Source organism: Caulobacter sp. BP25 (genome assembly GCF_002737755.1).
Classification (GTDB): Bacteria; Pseudomonadota; Alphaproteobacteria; order Caulobacterales; family Caulobacteraceae; genus Caulobacter.
Genome location: NZ_PEGH01000008.1, coordinates 33,710 through 50,728, shown reverse-complemented (window position 1 = coordinate 50,728; position 17,019 = coordinate 33,710). Strand labels below are relative to the sequence as shown.

General features: G+C 66.1%; 14 protein-coding genes. 10 read left to right on the top strand and 4 right to left on the bottom strand.

Features of this window, described 5'->3' with window-relative positions; all coding sequences use genetic code 11:
* Positions 1–8 precede the first annotated feature (8 nt).
* Both CSW59_RS05105 and CSW59_RS05100 read right to left on the bottom strand, forming a co-directional pair.
* A complete protein-coding gene (locus CSW59_RS05105) occupies positions 9–422 on the bottom strand; it encodes a hypothetical protein (RefSeq protein ID WP_099443024.1) in 414 nt (137 codons plus the stop codon).
* Entirely contained in the window at positions 419–2,476 is a 2,058-nt protein-coding gene (locus tag CSW59_RS05100; protein ID WP_099443023.1) for a toll/interleukin-1 receptor domain-containing protein, read from the bottom strand. The genes CSW59_RS05105 and CSW59_RS05100 overlap by 4 nt, the downstream gene beginning before the upstream one ends.
* Before the next feature lie 35 nt (positions 2,477–2,511).
* On the opposite strand from CSW59_RS05100, the gene CSW59_RS05095 reads away from it, so the two are divergent.
* Positions 2,512–3,258, top strand: coding sequence for a Crp/Fnr family transcriptional regulator (locus CSW59_RS05095; protein ID WP_099443022.1), 747 nt, complete (start codon positions 2,512–2,514; stop codon positions 3,256–3,258).
* Here CSW59_RS05095 and CSW59_RS05090 read toward each other — a convergent pair.
* On the bottom strand, positions 3,255–4,595 hold the full coding sequence (locus CSW59_RS05090; RefSeq protein WP_099443021.1) for an MFS transporter: 1,341 nt from the start codon (positions 4,593–4,595) through the stop codon (positions 3,255–3,257). The genes CSW59_RS05095 and CSW59_RS05090 overlap by 4 nt on opposite strands.
* Before the next feature lie 234 nt (positions 4,596–4,829).
* Between CSW59_RS05090 and cyoA the strand changes: the two genes are divergently transcribed.
* From cyoA to CSW59_RS05055, 7 genes are read left to right on the top strand one after another with little or no spacing between them, the layout of a single operon-like run.
* Positions 4,830–5,894: a ubiquinol oxidase subunit II gene (gene cyoA / locus CSW59_RS05085; protein WP_099443147.1), complete on the top strand. Its 1,065-nt coding sequence runs from the start codon at positions 4,830–4,832 to the stop codon at positions 5,892–5,894.
* Positions 5,895–5,914: 20 nt separating this feature from the next.
* Positions 5,915–7,912, top strand: coding sequence for a cytochrome o ubiquinol oxidase subunit I (gene cyoB / locus CSW59_RS05080; protein ID WP_099443020.1), 1,998 nt, complete (start codon positions 5,915–5,917; stop codon positions 7,910–7,912).
* Between the two features lie 2 nt (positions 7,913–7,914).
* The gene (gene cyoC / locus CSW59_RS05075) at positions 7,915–8,541 is read left to right on the top strand and encodes a cytochrome o ubiquinol oxidase subunit III (protein ID WP_099443019.1); all 627 of its coding nucleotides are present in this window, start codon (positions 7,915–7,917) and stop codon (positions 8,539–8,541) included.
* The gene (gene cyoD / locus CSW59_RS05070) at positions 8,538–8,927 is read left to right on the top strand and encodes a cytochrome o ubiquinol oxidase subunit IV (RefSeq protein ID WP_099443018.1); all 390 of its coding nucleotides are present in this window, start codon (positions 8,538–8,540) and stop codon (positions 8,925–8,927) included. Before cyoC ends, cyoD begins: the two co-directional genes overlap by 4 nt.
* Entirely contained in the window at positions 8,924–9,661 is a 738-nt protein-coding gene (locus CSW59_RS05065; RefSeq protein WP_099443017.1) for an SURF1 family protein, read from the top strand. Before cyoD ends, CSW59_RS05065 begins: the two co-directional genes overlap by 4 nt.
* Positions 9,658–11,007, top strand: coding sequence for an ATP-binding protein (locus CSW59_RS05060; RefSeq protein ID WP_099443016.1), 1,350 nt, complete (start codon positions 9,658–9,660; stop codon positions 11,005–11,007). Before CSW59_RS05065 ends, CSW59_RS05060 begins: the two co-directional genes overlap by 4 nt.
* Positions 11,000–11,530 carry a response regulator transcription factor gene (locus CSW59_RS05055; protein ID WP_099443015.1) on the top strand — a complete coding sequence of 177 codons (531 nt, stop codon included), beginning with the start codon at positions 11,000–11,002 and terminating at the stop codon, positions 11,528–11,530. Before CSW59_RS05060 ends, CSW59_RS05055 begins: the two co-directional genes overlap by 8 nt.
* A 157-nt stretch (positions 11,531–11,687) precedes the next feature.
* Here CSW59_RS05055 and CSW59_RS05050 read toward each other — a convergent pair whose 3' ends face one another.
* Positions 11,688–14,534: a TonB-dependent receptor domain-containing protein gene (locus CSW59_RS05050; protein ID WP_099443014.1), complete on the bottom strand. Its 2,847-nt coding sequence runs from the start codon at positions 14,532–14,534 to the stop codon at positions 11,688–11,690.
* Positions 14,535–14,665: 131 nt separating this feature from the next.
* Here CSW59_RS05050 and CSW59_RS05045 point away from each other — a divergent pair, with 131 nt between their 5' ends.
* Positions 14,666–16,234: a carboxylesterase/lipase family protein gene (locus CSW59_RS05045; RefSeq protein WP_099443013.1), complete on the top strand. Its 1,569-nt coding sequence runs from the start codon at positions 14,666–14,668 to the stop codon at positions 16,232–16,234.
* Between the two features lie 40 nt (positions 16,235–16,274).
* The gene (locus CSW59_RS05040) at positions 16,275–16,964 is read left to right on the top strand and encodes a TetR/AcrR family transcriptional regulator (protein ID WP_099443012.1); all 690 of its coding nucleotides are present in this window, start codon (positions 16,275–16,277) and stop codon (positions 16,962–16,964) included.
* Positions 16,965–17,019 lie beyond the last annotated feature (55 nt).

Below are 17,019 nucleotides of genomic sequence, written 5' to 3'. Positions count from 1 at the left end.
GCCCGTGATCAGGGAACCACGCCCGTACCGTTCTCGACGTCGGGGTCGAGCGTGATCTTCTGGAGGAGGGAGTCGAGCATGAACAGGCTGTAGGTGTAGATGCCCATCCGCGCGCACTCGTAGATAATCTTGAAGCCCGTGTGAGCGGGAAGAGCCTCGCCCGAGGGTCCGGTGGTGACCCAAAGATAGCTAGAGAAATTCACCCCATAGTCGTTGTCGACCTTGATCGGCCGGGACTGGAACTTCCAGCCGGACGCGATCAGCTCGTCGCTGAGCCGGAAGAACAGCTCGCAGCGCTCGGTCAGATCCAGCCTCAGCGGCACCGGATTCTCCGGGTCGCGGACGTTCATGAAGTTGAAGTTGTCGCAATGGTTGATACCGATCACGATCTCGACAAAGGTTGTAGGTGTAGGTTCGGTCAATTTTGCGCCTCCCGAGTGGAAGCTCCACCAGAAAGAGAGTCTCTCCAAAACGCAAGGAATCCGGGGTGCTGATAGCCGTGTTTTGCAAGATCGCGCACGATCGCGGCGGCGTCTTCCTTGCGACCGACCGCCGCCAGGGCGCGGGCCAGGATATCGCTGCTGCTGGATGAGAGCGCCGCTCGCCAAGGCCAGAGAACCTCGACAGCCGCAGCGGGTCGTCCCGCCGCCCACTCGGCGAAGCCGTAGAAGGTGGCGACATTGGCGTCCTTACGCCAAGCCGCGCTCTTCAAGCGGGCCGCCAAGGCGTAGGCCAGCGCCCGCGCATCCTGCGCCCGCCCAGCCTGTCGCGCCAGAATGATCGCCTGCTGTTCAAGGCGTCCATCGAACTGCTCGCTCCAGGCCCGCGCCTCGGGACCCGAGCTCAGACCCGCCACGATCCTACCAGCCTCGGCATGAGCCGCTTCAGCCTGGGCCGAGCGCCCGGACCACAGCGCCAGATCCGCAGCGTCGATCAGGCTTTGGGCCAGATACTCGCGCCAGCGCGCGTTCGTCGGGTCCAGCGCCGCCAGACCGCGCAACCGGGTGATGTTCTGCTCGGACAGGGCCTGGGCCGAACTCGCCCGGCCAAGGTCGAGCTCCAGCCGGGCCAGCGCGACCTGCGCCGCCACGACGCGGGCGGTCAGAGGTTTGTCTGCGGTATTATGGGCGAGCGCGCTCTCCAGAAGGCTGACGGACGCTTCGCGGTCGGCATAGGCGTCCTGGGGGCGCCTCATACGCAGCAAACAGTCCGCCGCCCACGCGTGGGAATTGGCGAGCCCCTGGACCAGTTTCTGGTCTCCCGGCTTTCCGGCCAGCTCCGCCTTGAAGACCGAGGAGGCGACGCGGAAAGCCGCCAGAGCCTCGGCGGGCCTGGCCTGTTCGTGCAGCAGCGTGCCGAGGTTGTTCTTGGCGTAGGCGACTTCGATCCGCCAGTCGGAGCGGCTGGGATTTAGCGCCACCAGCCGATCGGCCAGCTCGCCATAGCGCTTGAAGCCGCGCTCGGCGCCCGCCACGTCGTCCCGTCGCCACTGGACATAACCCAGCCAGAAGACGTTCTGGGCCTCGTCGAACACATAGTCGCCGTTCTGGGGATTGCGCTCGACCAGCGTATGGGTGGTCGCCGCCGCCTGCGAGAAGGCGTGCTCGGCCCCGGCGAGGTCGCCGCGCTGCTCGCGGATCGTGCCCAGCAGGGTCTGGGCCTTGGCGCGCTGGAGCAGGGCCTTGTCGTCGAGGCGATCCGCCTGCGTCTTGGCGTAGTAGGCCAGGACCTTGGCGCTGACGCTGTCGAGCACGTCCAGGCGTCCGACGGGTTCAAGCTGCTGGCGCAGGTCGCCCAGCATGAAGGCCACCAGGGCCTCGGTCTCGTCGCGTTGCTGCCGGGCGATCTGGCGGGACTTGAGGGTCACCACCGTCATCGCGCCCATGCCGATCGCCAGGACGACCGCCGCCGTCGTGAAGGCCGCCATGATCTGAAGACGCCGGCGCGCGTCGCGCTGCACCAACTGATCAAGGGCGACCCCCAGCAGCCGCGCGGCGATCTTCAGCCGCGCCAGACGCCGGCCGTCGCCATCCTCGCGGGGGTCTACCGCCAACGGCTCGACGCCGGGCGGCAACGCCGCGCGTAGCGTTGGAGGCAGGATCGTCGCCAGATCGGCCTCTGGCGGGACATCGGGCGAGATCACGCAGATGATCCGCTCGGGCGAGCTTGCCTTCAGGAAATATTCGACCTCCTGATCCACCCAGCGAGAGGCTGCGGCCGCTTCGGAGCAGAGCACGATCAGGGCGTCGGAATGTTCGAGCGCCGTCCGGATCGCGCCGTTGAGGTCGAGGGAGGCGCTTAGCTCGTCCCGGTCCCGAAAAATGGGACGCAGGGTGGCTTTTGAAAGATCAACACCCCCCTTGGACAGCAGGCGCGGCGGGCGATAGGTCTCTAGCGCGCGATGAAGCCATTGAGCGGCTTTGCGATCGCGGTGACTATAACTGATAAAGGCCTTGTACCGCTGTCGGCTATCCATCCATCGCCCCCGATCGACAGCAGGAGCGTCTCTCGATGAAAACGATTTCTCCATCGCTCGCCCCCTCGCCGACCCATACGCCGAAAGAAGCTTGGCCTAAAGACTATCGCGCAAATCGAGTGTTTCGGCACATGTGCATATCAGAGGTGGAATCGCTAAGCGCCTCCATCGAGCAACTGAGCTATGGCAAGGGCGAGATGATCCTCCAGCGCCACGACCAGGAGGGCGGCATCTACCTGCTGCTGGAAGGGGTCCTGCTGGCCAATCAGTACGCCAAGTCCGGCCGTGAAGTCGGCTACAGACGCATCACGCCGGGCAGCTATTTTGGCGAGATCTCGGCGATCGACGGCCTGCCCCGGTCGGTCAACATCGTGGCGCTGGAAGACGTCCGTATCGCCCGTCTGCCCCAGTCGCTGGTGCGACGCCTGTTCGAGGAGTCGCCGCGTTTCATGAAGGCGCTGCTGGAAGACATGGCGAGCCTGGCGCGATCATTGACCGACCGCCTCTTCGAGCTGACCGCCGTGTCCGTGGCCTGTCGCGTCGACATCGAGCTGTTGCGGATGGCCAGCGCCGCCAGCCCCGACGGGCGGCAGGCGGTGATCAACCCCTGCCCCACCCATGCCGAGCTGGCCGCCCTGCTGGGCAGCCAGCGCGAGCCGGTGACCCGCGAGCTGAACCGCCTGGCGAACCTTGGCATTGTCCGCCAGACCGGCCGGACCCTTCACGTCATCGACCTGCCGGCCCTGGCCGACGAGGTCGAACGCATCGGCGGCGAGGTTTAGAGCGCGCTCTCGGCCTTGAGCCTACGCTGGCGGTCAATGGTCAGCGCCACCAGGGTCGCGATCGCGCCCGACGCCAGATAGAGACCGATGGCGGGCAGCCCCCAGAGGGTGGCCAGGCCCAGCGCCACCAGGGGCGCGAACCCGGCGCCGATCAGCCAGGAAAGATCCGAGGTGAAAGCCGCGCCGCTGTAGCGGTAGCGTCTTGAGAAGCCGGAGCTCACCGCGCCGGCCGCCTGGCCGAAGGACAGGCCCAGGATGATAAAGCCGACGATCACATAGATCGTCTGCCCAGTCGAACCGCCGTCCAGAAGGCTCGGCGCCAGAAGGCTGAAGACGCCGATCAGCAGGGCCGAGAGGGCCAGCTGGTTCTGGCGCGTGATGCGGTCGGCGATCCAGCCCGAGGCCAGGATGCCCGCGACGCCGAACAATGCGCCGATCACCTCGATACGAAGGAACGCGAGAGCCTGGCGAGGATCATGCAAGGCCACCCAGGACAGCGGGAAAACCGTCACCAGGTGGAACATGGCGAAGGTGGCCAGCGGCGCGAACGCGCCAATCAGGACATTGCCCCCTTCGGCCCGAAGCAGGCTGATGATCCGGACCGGACGCAGCTCGCCCGCTTCGAACAGCGCCCCGAACTCCTCGGTCGCAACGATGCGCAGCCGCGCGAACAGAGCCACGACGTTGATCGCGAAGGCCGCGAAGAACGGATAGCGCCAGCCCCAGTCCAGGAAGTCGCCCGGCGCGAGGGTCGCGACGAAATAGGCAAAGAGGCCGCTGGCTAGCATGAAGCCGAACGGCGCGCCCAGCTGGGGCAGCATCGCGTACCAGCCGCGCTTGTTTTCGGGAGCGTTCAGGGCGAGCAGCGAGGCCATGCCATCCCAGGCGCCCGCCAGGGCCAGACCCTGGCCGATCCGGCAGATGGCAAGCGCCCAAATCGCCAACGGGCCGATCACGGCGTAGCTGGGCAGGAAGCTGATGATGGCGGTTGAGCCGCCGAGCAGGAAGAGCGCGATGGTCAGCTTGACGCCCCGGCCATAGCGCCGGTCGATGGCGCCGAAGATCACCGAGCCGAAGGGCCGGGCGATGAACGCCAGCGAGAACAGCCCGAAGGCCAGCATGACGCCCGTCAGCCGATCGACGAACGGAAACACCAGCTGCGGGAACACCAGCACCGAGGCGATGGCGTAGACGAAGAAGTCGAAGAACTCCGAGGTGCGACCAATGACCACACCTAGGGCGATCTCGCCGGGGCGCGCGCCCTTGTGGTCGACGTGAAGTCGACGCGCGTCGCGCTCAAGCCCTGATGATGTGGGGACTGCGAATTCGTGGGCCATATGGTAACGCGCCTCTATCCTTGGTTTCCGTCCCAGCATTTCGCCGCCTTGACGGCGGTCTAAAGACGAGAATGCAACCAACGGAGCTGTCTGACAAACGCCTTTCAGGGCCTGCCGGCTCCGCCTCGCCGCCCTGCTCGCCGAACAGGCGGCTTGATCACGGTCAAACACGCGATTGACCTAGGACAAACGGTCCAATGTTGCGCCGCGGCGCCCGAGCGTATGAGCGCGCTCATGCGACCAAATTCCAGGCCCCAATCACGCTCGACCCCGCTGAAAATGCTCGCCCTGGCGCCGCTGTTGCTGGCGCTGGGCGGTTGCGACTGGGTCGTCATGAACCCCTCCGGCGACATCGCCGCCCAGCAGCGCGACCTGATCATCCTCGCGACCGTGCTGATGCTGCTGATCATCATACCGGTGATCGCGCTGACCCTGTTCTTCGCCTGGAAGTACCGGCGCTCTAACGAGCAGGCCAAGTACGACCCCGAGTGGCACCACTCCACGCGCCTGGAGATCGTGATCTGGGCCGCACCGCTGGTGATCATCACCATCCTGGGCGCGGTGACCTGGACCAGCACGCACATGCTGGACCCCTACCGGCCGCTGGATCGGATCGCGCCGGGCCGCTCGGCCGAGAACATCAAGCCCCTGAGGGTCCAGGTCGTGGCTCTGGATTGGAAATGGCTGTTCATTTATCCGGAACTCGGGATCGCCACGGTCAACGAGCTGGCCGCGCCGGTCGATCGGCCGCTGAACTTCGAGCTGACCAGCTCGTCGGTGATGAACTCGTTCTACTTACCGGCCCTGGCCGGGCAGATCTACGCCATGCCCGGCATGACGACCAAGCTGCACGCGGTGATCAACAAGGCCGGCGTCTATGACGGTTTCTCGGCCAACTACAGCGGCGGCGGCTTCTCGCACATGCGCTTCAAGTTCCGCGGCATGAGCGAGGCTGATTTCGCGCGCTGGACTGAGGAGGTCCGCAAGGGCGGCGGACGCCTGGACGGATCGCGCTACCTCGTCCTGGAAAAGCCCAGCGAGAAGGTCCCGCCCCAGCGCTTCGCCGCGGTCGACGCCGATCTCTTCCACAAGGCCGTCAACCGCTGCGTCGAGCCGGGCAAGATGTGCCAGCACGACATGATGACGATCGACGCCAAGGGCGGCCTCGGCATGGCCGGCGTCTACAACGTCACGACCCTCGAATACGACAAGCGCACCCGGCGCGGCGAGCAGGGCGGTGGTTTCCGCTCGTTCGTGGCCGCCCTGTGCGCTCCCTTCACCGGCTCCACGGCCCGCTGATTTCCTCCTAGAGACGCCAAATGTCCCCGGACCTCGTCAAATTCATCTTCGGCCGTCTCACCTGGGACGCCATTCCGCTCCACGAGCCCATCCTGCTCGTCACCTTCGGCATGGTCGCCTTGGGCGGCCTGACGGTGCTGGCGTTGCTGACCCGCTACAAGCTGTGGGGCTATCTGTGGCGTGAGTGGCTGACCAGCGTCGACCATAAGAAAATCGGGGTGATGTACATCATCCTGGCCATCGTCATGCTGCTGCGCGGCTTCGCCGACGCGCTGATGATGCGCGCCCAGCAGGCCATGGCCTTCGGTGAGGCGGCTGGCTATCTGCCACCGCACCACTACGACCAGATCTTCACCGCCCACGGCGTGATCATGATCTTCTTCGTGGCCATGCCGCTGGTCACGGGCCTGATGAACCTGGTCGTGCCGATGCAGATCGGCGCCCGCGACGTCGCCTTCCCGTTCCTGAACAACTTCAGCTTCTGGATGACCGTGGGCGGCGCGGTGCTGGTGATGGCCTCGCTGTTCGTGGGCGAGTTCGCGCGGACCGGCTGGCTGGCCTATCCGCCGTTGTCGAACATCGCCTACAGTCCAGGTGTCGGGGTCGACTACTACATCTGGGCGCTGCAGGTCGCGGGCGTGGGCACCACGCTGTCGGGCATCAACCTGGTCGTGACCATCATCAAGATGCGCGCGCCGGGCATGAGCCTGATGAAGATGCCGGTCTTCACCTGGACCTCGCTGTGCACCAACGTCCTGATCGTGGCGACCTTCCCGATCCTGACCGCCACCCTGGCCCTGCTGACCGCCGACCGCTACCTGCTGACCAACTTCTTCACGAACGACTTCGGGGGCAACCCGATGATGTACGTGAACCTGATCTGGATCTGGGGTCACCCAGAAGTCTACATCCTGATCCTGCCGGCTTTCGGCGTGTTCTCCGAGGTGGTCTCGACCTTCTGCGGCAAGCGCCTGTTCGGCTACAGCTCGATGGTCTACGCCACCGTCGTCATCACGATCCTGTCGTACATCGTCTGGCTGCACCACTTCTTCACGATGGGCTCGGGCGCGAGCGTGAACTCGTTCTTCGGGATCACGACGATGATCATCTCGATCCCAACGGGCGCGAAGATCTTCAACTGGCTGTTCACGATGTACCGCGGCCGCATCCGGTTCGAGGTCCCCATGATGTGGACCGTCGGCTTCATGGTCACCTTCGTGATCGGCGGCATGACCGGCGTGCTTCTGGCCGTCCCGCCCGCCGACTTCGTGCTGCACAACAGCCTGTTCCTGATCGCTCACTTCCACAACGTGATCATTGGGGGCGTCGTGTTCGGCATGTTCGCCGGCATCGTCTACTGGTTCCCCAAGGCCTTCGGCTTCAAGCTGGATCCGTTCTGGGGCAAGGTCTCGTTCTGGTGCTGGCTGGTCGGCTTCTGGGTCGCCTTCACCCCGCTCTACGTGCTGGGCCTGATGGGCGTGACCCGTCGCGTCAGCCAATTCGAGGACCAGTCCCTTCAGATCTGGTTCGTGATCGCGGCCTGCGGCGCGGTGATCATCCTGTGCGGCATCGTCGCCTTCCTCGTCCAGATCGTGGTCAGCATCATGAACCGCGAAGCCCTGCGCGATGAGACCGGCGATCCCTGGAACGGCCGCACCCTGGAGTGGTCGACCTCGTCGCCGCCGCCGGCCTACAACTTCGCCTTCACCCCGGTGGTGAACGAGCTCGACGCCTGGTGGGACATGAAGCAGCGGGGCTATCAGCGCCCGACCAGCGGCTTCATCCCGATCCACATGCCCGCCAACACCGGCGCGGGCGTGGTCCTGGCGGGGATCAGCACCCTGCTCGGCTTTGCGTTGATCTGGCACATCTGGTGGCTGTCGGCCGTCGCGTTTATCGCCCTCGTGGCCAGCGCGATCGCTCACACCTTCAACTTCAAGCGTGACTACTACATCCCGGCCGAGGAGGTCGTCCGCGTCGAGGACGCGCGCACCGAAGCCCTGCGGAGCCTGACCTGACCATGGCCTCTCAAGCCCATGCCCTGACGGAAGCGGACAAGAACCGCTTCTACCTGACCAAGGAGCATCATCCGGAGAACGGGACCCTGCTGGGGTTCTGGATCTACCTGATGAGCGACTGCCTGATCTTCGCGGTGCTGTTCGCCTGCTACGCCGTGCTGGGCCGCAACTACGCGGCCGGCCCGTCGGGCGCGGACCTGTTCGACCTGCAGCTGGTGGCCATCAACACGGGCCTGCTGCTGTTGTCGTCGATCACCTACGGCTTTGCGATGATCTCGGCCCAGGCCAAGAAGGTGAAGCCCGTTCTGATCTGGCTTGGGATCACCGGCCTGCTGGGCCTGGGCTTCCTGTCGCTGGAGCTCTATGAGTTCCATCATCTGATCCAGGAGGGCGCGGGCCCGCAGCGCAGCGCGTTCCTGTCCTCGTTCTTCGTGCTGGTCGGCACCCACGGCCTGCACGTGACCTTCGGGATCATCTGGCTGGTGACGCTGATGGTCCAGGTCGCCCAGCGCGGCCTCGGCGCCGAGATGAAGCGTCGCCTGATGTGCCTGTCGATGTTCTGGCACTTCCTGGACGTCATCTGGATCGGCGTCTTCTCGTTCGTCTATCTGCTCGGAGTCCTGAAATGAGCGCGGCCAGCCACGACGCGCACCACGCGCACGAGGAACACGAAGATCATGGCGAGGCTCACGGCTCGCTGAAGGACTATGTGATCGGCTTCGTCCTGGCCGTGATCCTGACCGCCATCCCGTTCTGGCTGGTCATGGGCAACGTCCTGCCCAACGCCCAAATGACCGCCGTGGCGGTGATGGGTCTGGCGGTGATCCAGGTGCTGGTCCACATGATCTACTTCCTGCACATGAACTCGCGTTCGGAGGGCGGATGGACCCTGCTGGCCCTGATGTTCACCCTGATCCTGGTGATCATCACGCTGAGCGGCTCGCTGTGGGTGATGCACAATCTGAACACCCACATGATGCCAACGACGGCGCACGACATGCAGCAGATGCCGTGACCCAGGGCCTGCGCGGGCGGTCGATCCTGCTGATCGGCCTCTGCCTGGCCTTCACGGCAATCTTCTCCGTCCTAGGCGCGTGGCAGATCCAGCGGCGCGCCTGGAAGCTCGACCTGATCGCCCAGGTCGAGCAGCGCATCCACGCAACGCCCGTCCCGGCGCCCGGACCGGCGCTTTGGGCGGGCCTCTCGAAAGAGGCCGACGCCTATCGCCGCGTCCGCCTGAGCGGCGCCTACGACCACGACCGCGAGGTCCTGACCCAGGCTGTCACCGACCTTGGTCCGGGCTTCTGGGTCATGACGCCCTTGCGGACCGAGCAAGGCTTCACGGTCCTGGTCAACCGCGGCTTTGTTCCCACGGCCCTGAAGACCCCCGCCGCGCGCGCCGCCGGCCAGCGTCCGGGCTCCGTCACCGTCGTCGGACTTCTGCGTCTGAGCGAACCGGGCGGAGGCTTCCTGCGGACCAACCGGCCCAGCGAGGGACGGTGGTACTCCCGCGACGTCCAGGCCATCGGCCAGGCGGAGCGGATCGCGACCCTGGCGCCCTATTTCGTCGACGCCGACGCGACGTCCAATCCCGGCGGATGGCCCCGCGGCGGATTGACCGTCGTGCGTTTCCCCAACAGCCATCTTATCTATGCCTTGACCTGGTTCGGCCTTGCTGTGCTGACAAGCGGCGCTGCGGCCTATGTTGTGATCGACGCGCGCCGAACCCAGCGGAAAGAGGACGAATGACGCCCAGCGCCAGCATCCTGATCTCCGGCGTCTCAGGCTGGCTGTCGGGCGCCCGCGCGGCCGAGAACGCCAACGGACCGTCTGACGCGATCGCCCGCCAGAACATGCTGCAGTTGATCCACCTGCGCTGGATCGCGGTGGTCGGCCAAGTGATGACGATCCTGGCGGTCAATTTCGGCCTCGGCTTTAAGCTGCCGCTGATCGAAATGATGCTGGTCCTGGCGGCGCTGGTGGCCCTCAATCTCTTCAGCCTGCTCCGGCTCAAGCGCCCCGAGCCCCTGGGCCCCTACGACCTGTTCGCCGCCCTGGCCCTGGACGCGGTGGCCCTGACCGTCCAGCTGTATTTCAGCGGCGGCGCGACCAATCCCTTCACCACCCTCTATCTCCTCCACGTGATCCTGGGCGCGGTCCTGCTGGAGGCCTGGGCGACCTGGGCGATCGTGGCTCTGATCAGCTTCTGCTTCGTGGGGCTGATCGCCTTCAACCGCCCGATCATCGCCTGGGGCCTCAGCGACCAGGCGTTCTTCGAACTGTTCATCATGGGCATGCTGATCGGCATTGTGCTGGACGCGCTGCTGCTGGTGACCTTCGTCAGTCGGATCAACGCCAACCTGCGCCAGCACGACGCGAGGCTGGCGGAGCTGCGGCAACGGGCGGCCGAGGAAACCCATATCGTCCGGATGGGCCTGCTGGCCTCGGGGGCCGCCCACGAGCTGGGCACGCCGCTGGCGACGTTGGACGTGATCCTCGGCGACTGGCGGCGCATGCCGTTGTTCGCCTCCAACCCCGAACTGGCCCAGGAGCTGGAGGACATGCGGGGCGAGGTTCGGCGGTGCAAGTCGATCGTGACGGGCGTGCTCCAGTCGGCCGGCGAGGCGCGCAGCGGTGAGGTTCGCGTCAGCACGCTGCGCGGCTTCATGGACGAGGTGATCGCCGAGTGGCGCGAAACCCGGCCCGACGTGGCGCTGAGCTACGAGACCGCCCTGCTGACGGCGACGCCCATCGTGGCGGAATCGACCTTGAAGCAGGTGATCCACAACGTGCTGGATAACGCGCTGGAGGCGCCCGCGCGGAACATCCGGCTGACCGCGACCGTGCGAAACGACTGGCTGCGGATCGAAATCGAGGACGACGGTCCGGGCTTCTCGCCCACCGCGCTGGCCGATTTCGGCAAGCCCTACAACTCGACCAAGGGACGCGCGGGCGGGGGCCTTGGCCTGTTCCTGGTGGTGAACGTGCTGCGTAAGCTCGGCGGGGGAGCCGAGGCCGAGAACCGGCCCGTCGGCGGCGCGCGGGTCGCGTTGGCTCTGCCGATCTCCACGCTGGAGGTAGCGCGGAATGGCTGAGCGCAGGCTGATGCTGGTCGAGGACGACGCCAAGTTCGCCGCTACACTCAAGCGGTCCTTCGAGCGGCGCGACTATGTGGTGCGGCACGTTCGTGGCCTCGACGAGGCTCAGGAGGCCCTGAAGGACTTCGCGCCGCGATACGCGGTGGTCGACCTGAAGTTGGCCGGAGAGTCGGGCTTAGCCTGCGTGCGGGCGCTAGCGGCGCATGATCCCGAAATGCTGATCGTCGTGCTGACGGGCTTCGCCAGCATCGCCACCGCCGTCGAAGCCATCAAGCTGGGCGCCTGCCACTATCTCGCCAAGCCTTCGAACACCGACGACATCGAAGCCGCGTTCCACAAGCGTGAAGGCGACATCGACGCGGCGATCATGGGCAAGGCGACCTCGATCAAGAACCTGGAATGGGAGCGAATTCACCAGACCCTGGTGGAGACGGACTTCAACATCTCCGAGACGGCCCGGCGACTGGGCATGCATCGCCGGACCCTGGCCCGAAAGCTGGAAAAGCGTCGGATCGACTGACGTGGACCGCCGGCCCGAGGGGTGGCCCTAGCGGCGCTGGAGGCGCTGTCGGATGATCGGCAGATGGCCTTAGGCCGCCGAAGCGGGCGCGAGCTGCGAGGTCGTCATGGGAAATCCAATGAGACGCCGGCGCGGCGGGCGCGCCGGCGTTCTGAAGTCAGTAGCGGAACGTCACGCCCGCGAAGACGGAACGGCCGATGACGTCGTAGAGCTGAGCGTTGGTCGGATAGAAGGTCCCCAAAGTTCCGATCGGCGCGATGGGCGGGGTCTTGTCGAACAGGTTGGTGACGGTCGCGAACAGCTTCAGGCCTTGGCCCTCGCCACGCGACAGATCGTAGGTCGCGGTGAGGTCGGTATAGGCCATCGCGCGTATGTGGTTGTCCTCGATCGTCACGCCCTCGACCAAGGTCTTGTCGTAGGCGCCCGCGCTGACGAACCGCTCCTGAGCGCTGAGCTCAAGCGGACCACGGCGCCAATTGACGCTCGCCGTGGCGGTCCACCGCGGGTTCGAGGACAGACCGACCTCGCCCGCGCGGTCCACGGTCCCCGCGCCTTCGTAGCGATAGAGCATCTTGGCCAGGTGCGAGGCCATCACGCGGAAGGCCAGGGTGTCGCCATTGGCCAGCCGCGCGCCATAGCTGGCCTCGACATCGACGCCCTGGCTCTTCAGGCCGTTCAGGTTCAGCTGCGGCGTGAAGATGCGGACGATGCCCCCCGAGGTGTTGCGCACGATGTTCGCGCAGCTCTGGCTGGATCCCCGCGCGCAAAGGTCCACGGTCTGTTGCGCGGTCAGGGTGGCGATCACATCGGCCACGTCGATCGCGTAGTAGTCGATCGACGCCGTGAAGCCCGCAAGCCAGGAGGGCTTGTAGACCGCGCCGGCGGTGAAGGTGTCGGCGATCTCGGGCTTCAGGTCCTTGTTGCCCACGGCTGAGCCGATCACGGCGGTCGAGACGCCCCCGCTGGCCGTGTCCCTGACCGTCACCAGGCTCTGCACCGAGCCCGAGAACAGCTCCGAGACATTGGGCGCGCGGATGTCGCGCGAGCGAGTGGCGCGCAGCCGCAGGTCGTTGATCGGCTCCCAGCTCAGCCCGGCTTTCCAGGTCGTGACCGAGCCGCTGGTGCTGTAGTCCGTCAGGCGCACCGCGCCGTTCAGGTCGATCGCCCGGGCGAGCGGCAGGTCGCGAACCAGCGGAACCTGGGTCTCGAGGAAGGCCTCTTTGACTTCGTAGCTGCCGCTCACCGGCTGGACGTTGGTCAGCTGATAGCCGCCCACTGAATAGCTGTAGGCGATCGGAAAGCCCCGGATGCCGGTGGCGTCATTGGCTTGCTGAGAGATGGCGTCCGAGCTTTGGTCGGCTTCCTCGCGCCGATATTCACCGCCGAACGCGACGGCGATCGGCCCGGCCTTGGTCGAGAAAGGCTCGCCGCGCAGGCTGAAGGACGCCACGTCCTGGGTCAGGACCGCCGTGTACTGCGAGGTCCCCGTCACATAGTCCTTGGCGGCCTGGGAGGGCGAGCCCTCGCCGAACAGGTTGATCGGCGTGCAGCCCGGATAAAGGCCAGGGTTGGTCAGGGTGACGCGGCAGACGATCGACTGGCTCGACGGATCGTATACGGCGTCCGCCGCCGCATAGAAGTTTTCGAGGATCAGATTGTTCTCGGTACGGATGGTCTGCTGATTGCGGCCGCGCTCGTAGTAAGCCGACAAGGACCATCCGCGCCCCAGCTCGGCTTCCAAGCCGGTGATCAGATCGCTGGTCCGGTTGCGCGCATCGGCCACCGAGGGGCCGAAGTCGAAGTTCATCCGCCCCAGGGTGAAGGCGGAAATGCCGCCCTGGGTCATCAGCCCCTGAACGGCGGCGGGCAGATAGGCGTTGCCGGAATAGATCGTCACGCCGTTGAGGCCGGGAATGGCGAACGGCTGCACCTGATTGTAGCGGTTGTGAGAGGCCCCGTATTGGCCTTGGGCGTAGACCTTGAGATTGGACGAGAGATCGTAGGAGACGCGGCCAAACAGGCTTTCGGTGGTGATCGCCGCCGAAAGGTTGGTCAGCGGGCGCGCGCCGTCGCCGCCGATCTGGTTCAGGGTCGATCGCAGGCTGCCGGTGTTGAACGCCGACACGCCGCCGCCAGACAGAAACTGGATTCCCGACAGGGCGTTGGCCGGCGCCGCCGTTCCCGCCGCCGAGGTCACAATGACGCCGCCGCGCGAGGTCAGCGAACTGTTCAGGTTGGAACGGATCAGCAGCTTGGTGGGGTTGGCAGGATCGGTGATCGTGCCCCAACCTTCGGCGGACCAGTCGCGATCGTTCAGGCTTTGCAGACCCGGCGTATGGAAATAGCTGCCCGAAAGCAGGATATGGCCACGCCCTTCCGCCCAATCCTGGCCGAACGAGAGCGAGGCCTTTTCGGAGCGCGCGTCTCCATGGGTCGAGACACCGCCCTGCACCAGGCCTTTGACGCCGGTGAACTCGCTGTCGAGGACGAAGTTGACGACGCCCGCGACGGCGTCGGAGCCATAAGCGGCCGAGGCCCCGCCCGTGACGACGTCCACACGCTTCACCAATTCCTGGGGCAGCACATTGATGTCCGTGGCGCCGCTGAGGGCGGAGGGCGCCGCGCGGCGCCCGTCGATCAGGACCAGGGTCCGCTGCGCGCCGAGATTGCGCAGGTTGAGGAACGAGCCGGAGTTAGGCCCCGTGGCCGAGACATTGCCCGTCGACGGGCGGCTCGATCCCCGGAAGCCGGGCAGCTGGGTCACAGCCTCGCCCAGTTGACCCGGCGAGGCCTTCTGCAGTTGTTCGCCGCTGACGACGGTGACGGGGGTCGGCGCGCGCGAGCCGTCCTTGACCGCGCGCGAGCCCGTCACGATGACCGCTTCGACGGTTTCGGACTCGCTGGCCGGAGCGGCGGTTTGAGCCTGCGCATGAGCCGAGGCGGCGGTCAGCAGGGCGAGCGCGGCTCCCGACAGCAGGCCGCGACGGAAAATTCCCTGGTCCATGTCCCCTCCATGGCCCCTTTTCGGGGCGCTTGTGATGGCGAGGCGAAACGCGGCTTGACGCCGCTCTCGCATCGTTCATTCATGAATGAATAAAAATGCTGCCGTGACAAGATGAAATTGGGGAGCGCCGCATGCGATCTGTAACCGTGGCCGCCGCCGCGGCGGCTCTTATGGTTTCAATGGGAGGCGTCGGACATGCCGATAGCGCGGGTCTCGTCGTCGCCGTGGAGAGTGGCCGACTGGGCGGCGAGACCTCCGATGGCGTCGCGATCTTCCGAGGCGTGCCCTATGCGGCGGCGCCCGAGGGCGCGCTGAGGTGGCGCCCGCCCGCCCCGCCCAAATCCTGGCCCGACGTCCGGGACGCGCGTCAGTTCGGCCCCGCTTGCCTTCAGCGCGGCCCCACGGGGGCCAAGGACCTGACGCTGTATGGGGGCGCGCCCGAGCCCACGAGCGAAGACTGCCTGACCCTGAACATCTGGGCCCCGGTCGCGGCGACCGCGCAAAAGCGCGCGCCGGTCATGGTGTGGCTGCACGGCGGCTCGGGCCGCATGGGCGCCGGATCACTGCCCTTCTACGACGGAACCGCCTTCGCGCGCAGCGGGGTCGTCATGGTGACGATCAACTATCGACTGGGCCATCTCGGCGCCTTCGCCCACCCGGCCCTGGCCGGCGAGGTGGGCGGCGGGGACTACGCCTTGATGGATCAGATCGCCGCCCTGCAATGGGTTCGGCGGAACATCGCGGCCTTTGGCGGCGAGCCAGGCAACGTCACGGTAATCGGCGAATCCGCCGGCGGGATCAGTGTCTTCAACCTGGCGGCGTCGCCTGCGGCCCAAGGGCTTTTCCATCGGGCGATCATCCAGTCTGGCGGAGGCTGGCTGCCGCCGCCTCCCGGACGCAAGGCCGCCCACGCATCGGGCGAAGCTGTCGCCCGCTCGGCTGGCGCGCCCGAGAACGCCGACGCCCGGGCGCTGCGCGCCTTGCCGGCCAGGATGCTGGCGGGCGCCCCGGGCGACTTCAAGCCCGAACCGAACACGATGCTCAGGCCCGACAGTCCAACCGTCATGATCCGCGGCGGATGGTTCGCCAAGGTCCCCCTACTGATCGGGATCAACGACGGAGAAGACTCCCTGTTGGACTATGGCGACCTGGGCGCGACGCTGCGCAAGAGCGTCAAACCCGCCACCCTGGAGGAGACCCAGCGCCGCTACGGACCCGGCACGACGTCAGACCAGGCGCTGAGGTTCTACTTCCGCGACGGTGTGGGCACCGCGCCAGCACGCTGGGTGGCGCGCCGCTGGTCACGTCACGCGCCGGTCTATCTCTACCGCTTCGAGCACGTGGACGAAGGCGCGCGGAAAAGCGTGCCTCGGGCCCCGCACGGGGGTGAGATCGCCTATGTCTTCAAGACGCTGGGGCGCCAGCCACAGGCGGCGGCGCCCACCGCCGCCGACCAAGCGCTGGCCGACGATATGCACGCGCGCTGGGTGGCCTTCGCCAAGGATGGATCGCCCAATGTGGTGGGAAAGACCGTCTGGCCGGCCTACGACGCCGTCACCGATCCCTGGATGGTGTTTGGACAATCGGATGTCGCCGTGAAGCATGGCGTCCTGTCCGAACAGCTGGACTGGTACGATCGCCGAACGGGCTGGATCATCTGGTTGGCCTGGGCGAAAGCCCGCATCGCTCGCCTGTTCTAGCGGTCTAACCTTGATCAACGGGATGTCTTAAGCTCGCGCGATGACGACTCTCTCCACGGCTCCTCGGCAACGGTTGCGGAAATCGGAACAGCGCGAGCAGACGATCACGCGCATCCTGGATGCGGCCGAAGCGCTGTTCGCCCGCAACGGACTGCACGGGACCACGATCAAGGATGTCGCCAAGGCGGGGGGCGTGGATCCGGCGCTGATCCATCACTACTTCGGCGACAAGAAGCAGCTCTTCGACGCCACGTTCGGCCGCCGCGCGGCGATCGCCAATCAGGTCCGCATGGAGGCGCTGGAGCACTACGAGCGCACCGCCGTGGGCGGCATGACCATCGAGGGCGTGATCGACGCCTTCGTGGGCGCCACCTTTGATCTGCTCAAACGGCCTGAAAAGGGCTGGCTGAACTACGGCGTGCTGGTCGCTCAGGTGAACAACACCCCCGAATGGGGCGGCGAGACCATGCGCGCTCACTTCAATCCGCTGGTGAGCCGGTTCATCGCCATGCTGAAGTCATTGGCGCCGACCCTGCCGGACGAGGACCTCTACTGGTTCTACCATCTCCTCTCGGGCGCCTTGACACTGACGCTGGCGCAAACCGGGCGCATCGACACCCTATCGGGAGGGCTCTGCCGCTCCGACGACATCGCGGCGGTTCGCCAAAGGATGGTTCCGGTGTTCTCCGGCGGATTTCGCGGTTTGATGAACGGAATGCGGCCTGACTGACCCGACAGGCGCCTGACGAGCGCGCTTGGCGGCTCGTGGGCTGAGACCCTGCGTC